The 6,994-nt window shown below is 69.5% G+C and carries 6 protein-coding genes; 4 read left to right on the plus strand and 2 right to left on the minus strand.

The features are described 5' to 3' along the window. The first annotated feature begins 25 nt into the window (after nt 1–25). Genes ABS772_RS17640 through ABS772_RS17650 form a run of 3 tightly spaced genes read left to right on the plus strand, consistent with a single transcriptional unit; the run spans nt 26 to nt 4,229 of the window. Nucleotides 26–2,410: a tryptophan 7-halogenase gene (locus ABS772_RS17640; protein WP_350396099.1), complete on the plus strand. Its 2,385-nt coding sequence runs from the start codon at nt 26–28 to the stop codon at nt 2,408–2,410. Continuing rightward, nucleotides 2,407–3,282: a hypothetical protein gene (locus ABS772_RS17645; protein WP_350396100.1), complete on the plus strand. Its 876-nt coding sequence runs from the start codon at nt 2,407–2,409 to the stop codon at nt 3,280–3,282. Before ABS772_RS17640 ends, ABS772_RS17645 begins: the two co-directional genes overlap by 4 nt. Nucleotides 3,283–3,296: 14 nt before the next feature. Continuing rightward, nucleotides 3,297–4,229 carry a radical SAM protein gene (locus tag ABS772_RS17650; protein ID WP_350396101.1) on the plus strand — a complete coding sequence of 311 codons (933 nt, stop codon included), beginning with the start codon at nt 3,297–3,299 and terminating at the stop codon, nt 4,227–4,229. A gap of 57 nt (nt 4,230–4,286) precedes the next feature. On the opposite strand, the gene ABS772_RS17655 is transcribed toward ABS772_RS17650, so the two are convergent. Further along, complete coding sequence (locus ABS772_RS17655) at nt 4,287–5,291, minus strand: helix-turn-helix domain-containing protein (RefSeq protein ID WP_350396102.1); 1,005 nt, start codon at nt 5,289–5,291, stop codon at nt 4,287–4,289. A 419-nt stretch (nt 5,292–5,710) separates the two neighbouring features. Next, a complete protein-coding gene (locus ABS772_RS17660; protein ID WP_350396103.1) occupies nt 5,711–5,998 on the minus strand; it encodes a hypothetical protein in 288 nt (95 codons plus the stop codon). A 152-nt stretch (nt 5,999–6,150) separates the two neighbouring features. On the opposite strand from ABS772_RS17660, the gene ABS772_RS17665 reads away from it, so the two are divergent. Beyond that, nucleotides 6,151–6,951 carry a SapC family protein gene (locus ABS772_RS17665; protein WP_238255315.1) on the plus strand — a complete coding sequence of 267 codons (801 nt, stop codon included), beginning with the start codon at nt 6,151–6,153 and terminating at the stop codon, nt 6,949–6,951. Nucleotides 6,952–6,994 lie beyond the last annotated feature (43 nt).

Raw genomic sequence — 6,994 nt, forward strand, 5'->3', positions numbered from 1 at the left:
TGGCGCTCGCGGAGCCCTCTGTCCGATGCTCAGGTCCGAACGCTCCGCACCGCCGCGCCTCGTCGTCGCCGGCGGCGGTCCCGCCGGCTGGATGGCCGCCGCCTCCCTGAAGCGCGCCCTGCGCCGGGTCGGCTGGACGGTGACCCTGGTCGCCCCGGCCCCGGCGTCCGGACCGTCCGGCGCGATCGAGACGCGCCCGGCCTTCACGCGCTTCCTGCAGGGCTTCGGCATCGACGAGGCGATCTTCCTGCGCCGCTGCGCGGCGACCTACCGGCTGGCCGGCCGCTTCGAGGACTGGTTCGCGAGCCGGCAGGGCCATTGGCATCCCTTCGGCGCCTGCGGACCGCGGATCGCCGGTCGCGACCTGTTCCACTACTGGCTGAAACTGCGCGAGGGCAGCGTCGGCATCGCGGCCGGCGATTACGCCGACTACGCGCCGCAGACGCTGATGGCGGCGGCCGGGCGCGGCCCCCACCCGGAGGCGGGCACCTCCTCGCTCGTCGAATCCGGCGACTACGGCTACCACCTCGACCGGGCGGGCCTGGTCCGGTTCTTCCGCGAGATCGCGGTGTCCGAGGGCGTTCGCGTCGTGCCGGGGCGCGTTCGGGCGATCGAGCGCGACCTATACGGCGACGTCGCCACCCTCGTCCTCGACGGGGGCGAGACGGTCGAGGGCGACGTCTTCCTCGATTGCACCGGGGCGGCGGCCGAGATCATCGGCGCCGGGCTCGGCGAGGCATGGGTCGGGGAGGGCGGCCGCGGCGACCGCGTCGCCGCCCTGTCGGCGGCGCGGGAGGCGGAGCCGGCCTCCTTCACCCTCTACCGCGGCCTGGCGGAGGGCTGGGTCGCGTCGCTGCCGCTGGCCGACCGGACCGTCCACGCGCTGGTCTACGACAGCCGCACCACCTCGGCCGAGACGGCGCAGGCGCTCCTGCAGACCGCGTCGGGGAACGCCGGCGAGGTGACGCGGGCGGGGCTGCACACCGGCCGGCGCCGGGCGCCGTGGCAGCGCAACGTCGTCGCCCTGGGCGCGTCGGCCGGTGCGGTCGAGCCTCTGGGAGGCTTCGGCCTCGATCTCGTCATCGCCGCGCTCGAAGCCTTCGTCGCCTACCTGCCGCGCGAGAAGGCGAACGACGTGCTGCGCCGGGCCTACGCTGCGCGGATGAACCGCCGCCACGACGACGCCTCGCAGGCGGTGGCCGCGCATTTCGTCCTCGGTCGCCGGCCCGAGCCGTTCTGGGCCGCCGCCCGCGCCGTCCCGCTTCCCGATCGCCTCGCCGACCGCCTCGACCTCTACGAGACGGCCGGCCATGTCGAGACGGAGGCGAAGGCGGTCTTCGGCGAGGGCGACCACTACCTCCTGTTCACGGGGGCCGACTTCCTGCCGCGCCGTCCCTTCGCACCGGTCGATATCGCCGACGGGCGCGAGATCGGCCGGCTTCTCGCGAGCATCCGGGCGCGCTCGGCCCAGGTCGCCGAGACCATGGCCCCGCATGGCCGCCTGCTGGAGGCCCTCCACGGCCCGGCGCCCGCGACCGGCGCGGCGGTGCGGGTGAGGGCCGCGGCGGCCAAGGAGGGCCCGGCGATCCTGCGGCGGACCCCGGCGGGGGGCCGGCTCGCCGACCTCGTCGCCGGCCTCGGCCAGCCCTTCGGCTACGAGCGCTCGGTGAAGGCCACCTCCGACGGCCTGCAGACGGAGCGCTTCCTCGTCAGCCTGCACCGCAGCAGCCTCGGCCTCGACCCGGCGCAGACCCTCGACAGGCTCGCTGCCGCGCTCGGCCTGCGCCCGCCGGAGCGGGCGGAAGCCGCCGGCCTGATCGGCGGGGCCGACCTCCTCCATCTCGGCTACGAGGACGGGCCGTCCGGCGCGCTCTACAAGCTCTACGTCGAGTGGTCGGCCCAGGCCGACGCGGCGTGGCGCGGGCGGGACGCGGCCGGCGCGGAGCCGATCCTGGTCCACCGCGCCTACAAGTGGCGCGTGGGCGGGACGGAGACGCCGGTGGTGACGCTCTATCACTGGCCGCGGGTGCGCGAGCCCCGGCAGATCGAGGCGCGGCTCCTGTCCCTCGCGGAGGGCTGGGAGGCTTCGGACAAGACCGTGCTCGGCGTCGCCCGAAGCATCCTGCGGCTGGCGCAGGAGCGCGGGCACGGCGCCATCCACTATCTCGAAGCCCGCGAGGAGCCGGGATCGCGCCTCTCCTACGATCTCAACCTCTACGCCTGCGGCTTGACGATGGGGGAGGCGGAGATGGTGATCGGCCAAGCCTTCGTCGATCTCGGAATCCCGCCCCCCGACGCCGCCGAGGTGCTGGCACAGAGGCGCGAGGAGGCCCTCGGCCACGTCGCCGGCGGGATCGGGCGCGACGGCAAGCCCTTCCTCACCGTCTATTCCGGCATGGCCGACGCATGAGCCGCCCCGACCCCGCACGCCTGGAAATGGCCGCCCCGGGCGACCGCTACGCCGATTACTGCCTGTGGGACTACGAGCCGGTCGGGCCGATTGCGGGGCGCCTGCGGCAGGCGAGCCTTCTCTGGCACTCCCTGGCCTGCGCGGGCGCGGATCCCCGGCTCTTCGCGATCTGCGACGCGCTGCGCGCCGGCCTCGGCCCCGGACGCAGCGTCTGGGGCGCCAAGCTCCGGGACGGCGTCACCACCTGGGAGTTCTACTTCTACGACTACGCCCGGCTCGACCGGACGGTCTCGATCGAGCGCGTGCTGGCGATCCTGGCGCCCTTCGCGCCCTGCGGGCTGCGCTACGCCGGCGCGCGGCCCTACTTCATGTTCTCGCTCGACCTCGACGACGCGCTGGCGCGGGGCGAGCGCGACCTCGACCGCCTCAACATCTATGTCGGCAATCCGGGCAGCGCGGTCTCGTCGGGCCTCAGCTACGGGCTCTCCGCGCAGGGCCTCGTCTTCGACAACCTCTACAGCTTCTTCGACGCCGCGCGCGAGGGCGAGGCGATCCGGGCCAAGGCCGCCTGCTCGGCCCATCTCGACCTGCCCGGCCTCGATCTCGACGCGATCCTGTGGCCCGAATTGATGCGCTGCGGCGTCGTGGTCGTGGCCAACAAGCGCCTGTGCGACGGAGTCTACTTCTCGCGCGTCGGCATCGACGGGCTGATCGCCTTCCTCGACCGGCTCGCCTATCCGCCCGCGATCCGCGACTTCGTGCAAGCCGAGCGGCGGCGCCTGTCGCACCTGCTGTTCGATGTCGGAATCGACTACGCGGTGATCGACGGCAGGCTGACGGTGACGAAGAGCGCGTATTACGGTCTCCTCTGAAGGGGCGGGACAAGATGGGACGCTACGACCACGCGGCTTACGTCTCCCTGACGATGGAGTTTCGCTGCAACCTCAAATGCATCCACTGCATGATCGAGGGCACGATGGACCGGCTCGCGCCGGAATCGGACGCGCATTTCGAGGAGATCCTCGCCCGCAACGCCCGGGAGCGGCGCTGGACCGGGCTGATCCTGACCGGCTCCGAGATCACCCTGCGGCGCGACCTGCCCGAACTGGCGCGCCGGGCGAGGGCGAGCGGTTTCTCCCATGTCCGCATCCAGACCCACGGCATGCATCTCGGCCAGCCGAGCTTCTGCCGCCGGCTGGTCGAGGCCGGCGTTGACGAGTTCTTCGTCTCCATCGCCGGCAGCGACGCGGCCAGCCACGATGCCCTCACCCTGGTGCCGGGCTCGTTCGAGCGGGCCCTTCGCGGCCTCGAAACCCTCGATTCCATGGAGGGGGTCGAGACCCTCACCAACACCGTGGTCACCGAGCGGAGCTACCGCCTCCTGCCCGATCTCGTCGACCGGCTCGCCCATCTCGAGCGCCTGACCCAGATGGAGTTCTGGGTCTACTTCCCGATGTCCGAGCGCGACGAGAAGGGCCTCGTCGCCCGTCACGCCGACGTCCTGCCCTACCTGCGCGCGGCGGTTCTGCGCGCCCGCGCGCTCGGACGGGCCGTCGAGGTGAAGAACTTTCCGGAATGCCTGCTGGGCGACCTCGGCGATGCGCTCGTCAACGGCCAGCCCGAGCTGCATATCGATCCGGATTTCTGGCGCGAATTCGAGCGCAACGGCTTCTACCAATGCGTCCACCGGGACGTCTGCACGTCCCGCGAATGCCTCGGTCTCAACACCGCCTACATCGAGAAATTCGGGCTCGAGGCCGACCTCGTCCGCCCGTTGCCCGGCGCCCGGCGGCAGGGCTGGAGCCGGGCCCCGGCCTGAGCCGGCGGCGCTTCCGACGTTCTCCGCCGAAAGGGGTCTTCGGAACGCGACTCCGTGTCAGCGGCTTCCGAGCCGGGGCCACCAATCGTGGAGCACTTCGAGATCGGTCCGCGCGTCCTTCTGCGCCAGCGCGACCTGCTCGGCCCGGAACTCGCTCGCCGTGATGCCGAACTGGGCGCGGAAGCTGCGGCTGAAATGGACCTTGCCGCGGAAGCCGAAATCCGCCGCGAGCCGGGAGAGGCGGCGCGTCTCCAGCGGATCGCTGAGGGCGGCCCGGACCGCCAGGAGACGCCGCTCCTGGACCGAGCGCATGATGCCGCCGTAGGGAGCGAACATCCGGTAGAGGGTCGCGCGCGAGACGCCGATCTCGCTGGCGATCATCTCCGGCGACAGGTCCGGCGAGGCGAGGTGGGTGCGGATCGTCTGCTCGGCGAGCGCCAGATGCGTCGTGGCGAGGGCCGGCGTCTCGACGATCTCCTCGGCACGGGAGGGATCGAGCAGCGCGCGCAGGAAGTCGAGCGTCTGCGTCACGACCTCTTCGACGTCCGGCTCTTCGAGGAGCGTGCTGCGTTCGCGCAAGGCGATGAGATGCGCGGCGAGCAGCCGGTTCCGCCCGGGATCGAGCCGCGGCGGCAGCGGATTGTCGGCGAGCCCCCGCAGCAGCACCCGCGGGACGATCAGCGCGACGGTGTCCGACGAGGCGGCGAGCGTGTCGACCTCCTGGGCGAGGTCGATGATCGCGACCTGCGACGACCAGATCGTCGTTTGCCGGCCACTGATCAGGCCGTTGAAGCCGCCGACATTGTAGAGGTGGAACAGGATGTGGTCCGGTGTCCGGGCGATGAGGTCGCGGTCGCGGCGATAGCTCTGCGCGCAGAAGACGACCCGCGCCACCATGATGTCGCCGATCACGGCACCGCTCGCCGAGCCGGTCGGACTGCGCTGGTCGGGATGGAAGGCCCGCGGTTCGAAGAGAGGACCGACGACCCCTCGCCAGATCTCGGCCGCTTCCGCGTGCGGCAGTCCGGTGGTGAGGTAATCCAGTCGATGGAGGGACGTCACTGGAGACTCAGCTTCCGAGGCAACCATGAGAGAACTTTTTCGAATCCGAAATGTGACGAACGCGGCCATGAAAACGATGCGGAATTCACGACGGCGCTGCTTTCGGATGACGTCAACGCAGAATGCCCCGGGGCGGAATCATCAAATCTTCTGGCATCTCAGGCATAAATCAGTCATAATCCTTATTAACCTCTAAATGTGTTGATCAGAGTCCGCATTTCGCCCATGCGGATTGCGATTTCGGCAGAATTAAAGGAGGCGGCGTCGGTTTCAAGAGCTGATGCTGTCCGCAGCAATGCCACGCCGCGGCGAGCGCCCCCGGTCGGCGGTCCAAAATCCGCACGCGGACAGCGTCTTTGCAATGCTTCTCTGTGTAATCCGATTGCCGCTTGCTCGCTTCCAAAGCAATTCGCATTACATCATCGGAAAATTCGATACGAAACGGTATAGATTTTCTCAGATATCAGGGATCGATCTGGCAGCCGATGCTCGGCTGCATCGGGCGGGATCAGACCGGCAAGGTTGATCTCATCGATCCCACCGCAAACCCCGTTCGGTGCGCTCGATGATTGCGTGATGATTGAAAGTGCGGACCCACCTCCGGCCGGTGCCAGCCCCGTCGACGGCATGACTATTTTTGCGAGGACATCGATCGCGATTGCTTCCACGGCTTCGAGATTCGAAATGGATCCGCCCGGATTGGTCACGGCAAGAGGGGACCGCCCCGCGCAACGGGCGGGATCTGAGACGCTGGGTCAATCGAAATGCTGAACAATCCCTCTCCAAGGGGGTGCGGTACTGATATGCAGCAGGACGCGAAGATGCGGGAATCGCACAAGCGTCGCAATGTGGGGTCGGAATGAGTAAGCAGCTTCTCATCTATGAGCGTGCCGTACCGGTGACCCGGCAGCGTCACGGATCGTGGTCAGTCAAGGCCGGCGCGTCGTTTGATTTCGCGCGGGGCGTCAACTCCGTTCCGCTGATGGTCGCCGAGTTTCCGAACGCCGCGGCCGAGTTCACTATCGTTTTTGGTGGCGCGGAGGATGAGATCATCCCGGTCGCGCTGCTCGGCATCCGCGACAGCGAGAACCTCTACGTCTCCGAATCCGGCGCCTGGGCCGGCACCTACGTCCCGGCCTTCCTGCGGCGCTACCCGTTCGTGTTCTCCAGCGACAACGCGAACGATGCCGACGCCACCTTCACGCTCTGCGTCGACGAGGATTTCTCGGGCTGTAACGACGAGGGCCGCGGCGAGCGCCTGTTCGATGCCGACGGCGAGCGCACGCAGTACCTGCAGAACGTCCTGGGCTTCCTCCAGGCCTACCAGGTGCAGTTCCAGCGCACGAAGCTGTTCGTGAAGCGCCTCCAGGAGTTCGGCCTGCTGGAGCCGATGCAGGCGCAGTTCACGCTGCGCAGCGGCCAGCGCTCCACCCTGTCCGGCTTCAGCGTGGTCAACCGCGATCGCCTGAAGGCGCTTTCGCCCGAGCAGCTCGCCGAGCTGATGCAGGCGGACGAGATGGAGCTCGTCTATCTGCACCTCGCGTCGCTGCGGAACCTGACGCCGATTGCCGAGCGGATCGGCGGTCCGGTCGATGCCGCCCAGGCTCCGGAGACGGCGCCGGCCTCGCCGGCCGACTTCGAAACCTCGGGCAACGCCTGACCGGTCGGCGCCCCTCCGGGGCGCCGCCGCAAATTTCAAGACC

It is taken from the genome of Methylorubrum podarium, from assembly GCF_040270385.1.
GTDB lineage: Bacteria > Pseudomonadota > Alphaproteobacteria > Rhizobiales > Beijerinckiaceae > Methylobacterium > Methylobacterium podarium.

Bases quoted from the DNA above. Each gene is read 5' to 3' on its own strand.
- ABS772_RS17640 (WP_350396099.1), top strand. From the start codon at position 26: ATGCTCAGGTCCGAACGCTCCGCACCGCCGCGCCTCGTCGTCGCCGGC.
- ABS772_RS17650 (WP_350396101.1), top strand. From the start codon at position 3,297: ATGGGACGCTACGACCACGCGGCTTACGTCTCCCTGACGATGGAGTTT.
- ABS772_RS17645 (WP_350396100.1), top strand. From the start codon at position 2,407: ATGAGCCGCCCCGACCCCGCACGCCTGGAAATGGCCGCCCCGGGCGAC.
- ABS772_RS17665 (WP_238255315.1), top strand. From the start codon at position 6,151: ATGAGTAAGCAGCTTCTCATCTATGAGCGTGCCGTACCGGTGACCCGG.